The organism is Nocardioides sp. (genome assembly GCF_035429765.1).
In the GTDB taxonomy this organism is placed as follows: Bacteria; Actinomycetota; Actinomycetes; order Propionibacteriales; family Nocardioidaceae; genus Nocardioides.
In genome coordinates, this window is sequence record NZ_DAOMFK010000325.1 from 1 (window position 1) to 1,897 (window position 1,897).

Consider the following 1,897-nt stretch of genomic DNA (forward strand, 5'->3'; position numbering starts at 1 on the left):
GGGCTCATCGCCAGCACGCGGTCCCGGACCCGGTCGGCCTCGTCGGGCTGTCCGCTCGTCGGCATCCCGGCCAGGTCGAGCAGCGCGTTCCCCGCGCCGGCCACCCCGTCGTCCAGCTTGACGATCGCCTGCGTCATCGCGGGCCGGCGGCTCCGCATCGCGCACACTGCCGTCACCAGGTCGTCCACGGTGTGGAGGTCCTGAGCCCCGAGCGGACAGTCGACCCCCAGCTCCTCGAAGATCCTGCGGCACCCCGACTTGGTGCCCAGCACGGCCAGCCGGGGGTCCGAACCGTAGACAGGGATGCCGAGCGTGAGGGCGAGGTCGCGCTCGAGCGCGGTCACGGTGTAGGGCACCAGGTGGCTGTGCGTGGCGTTCGGGATCAGCGCCCGGATCTCGCCCAGCAGTCGCGGCCGCTCCAGCAGCTTCGCGCTCAGCGCGCGGGGCGTCGCGTCGCCGACCGAGACCAGCGACAGCCGGGAGCGCGCCTGGGAGGGGATGACCCCCGGCAGCAGGCCGAGGTAGTACTCCACGATCTGGTCGGCGACCGGCATGGAGGTGACGAACACCATCCGCAGCCGGGGCTGGCGCAGCAGCAGGAGCAGGAAGAGCGCGCGCTCCTCCAGGGCCTGCATCGCGGTCCCCGTTCTCGCGGTGCTGCGCTCGAGGCTGACGGAGGGCACCACCACGACGGACTCGCCCTCGGCGTCACGCCGCATCGCCCCCCAGACCTCGGGCATCCGGCGCTGCAGGGCGTCGTAGGCCGCGTAGCGGGCCTGCTCGTCCAGGTCGTCGAGGGTGGGTCCCTGGGCGGAGCGGGTCTGGACGTGGGTCATCGGCTCATCACCTCCTGCCGGAGACCGCGCACGTGGTGCACGCGCACGGTGCGGGAGAACCCCTTGGGCTGCAGGTCGCCGACCAGCTCGGCGTCGACGAGATGCTCGGTCGCGGCCAGGACCCGGTCGGTCACCAGCACCTGCCACGGCTCGGCCCGGTCGCACAGCCGGGCGGCCAGGTTCGTGACGCTGCCGATGGCGGCGTAGTCGAACCGGCCTTCGAAGCCGATCCGGCCGAGCGTCGCGAACCCCTGGGCGAGGCCGACCCCGACAGCCAGGTCGTGGCCGCGTCGCCGCCACCTGTCGGCCAGCGGCCGGACGGCGTCGCGCAGGCCGAGACCGAGCCGCACCGCGCGCTCGGCGGAGTCGTCGTGCACCACCGGGTCGTTGAAGAAGACCATCACCCCGTCGCCGGTGAAGCGCTCGAGCGTCCCCTCATGGGCGTGCACGAGGTCGCCCACCACCTGGTGGTACTCGCCCAGCACGCCCATCACCTCCTCCGGCTCGCTGGTCTCGGCGAAGGGCGTGAAGTTGCGGAGGTCGCAGAAGAGCACGACGATCTCCCGGCGGTGGCTGTGCAGCAGGCTCTCGTCGCTGAGCACGAGGTCCACCAGCTGAGGGGCCAGGAAGCGCCGGAGCCGGTTGGTGCGATCCAGCTCGGCCACGTGCCGGGAGACCCGGGACTCGAGCTCGGCGTTCCAGGTCGCCAGCTCCCCGGCCTGCCTCAGGATCGTGTCGTGGTACCGCTTGATGCGCGCCAGCGACGCGACCCGGGCGAGCAGCTCAGCCTGGTCGAACGGCTTGACCAGGAAGTCGTCGGCGCCGGACTCCAGGGCCTGCACCCGCTCCTGGCGGCCGCTCGCGGTGATCATCACCACGGGCAGGAACTCCCACCGCGGCTCCTGCCGGATCCGCCGGCACACCTCGTGGCCGTCCAGGTCCGGCATCAGCAGGTCGAGCAGCACCAGGTCGACCTCGTCGGTGGCGAGGCGGTCCAGCGCTGTGACCCCCGACTCCGCGCACAGCACCCGGTAGCCCCGGGGGGTGAGCACCGCGTCCAG

2 protein-coding genes are annotated in these 1,897 nt (G+C 72.6%); both read right to left on the minus strand.

Going from position 1 to position 1,897, the window contains the following annotated elements; all coding sequences use genetic code 11:
- Positions 1-836: hypothetical protein (locus PLP61_RS16800; RefSeq protein WP_324503943.1), on the minus strand; the 836-nt coding region annotated here is incomplete at its 3' end.
- Positions 833-1,897, minus strand: a 1,065-nt coding sequence (locus PLP61_RS16805; RefSeq protein WP_324503945.1) for an adenylate/guanylate cyclase domain-containing protein, incomplete at its 5' end; no start/stop codon positions are given. The genes PLP61_RS16805 and PLP61_RS16800, both read right to left, overlap by 4 nt.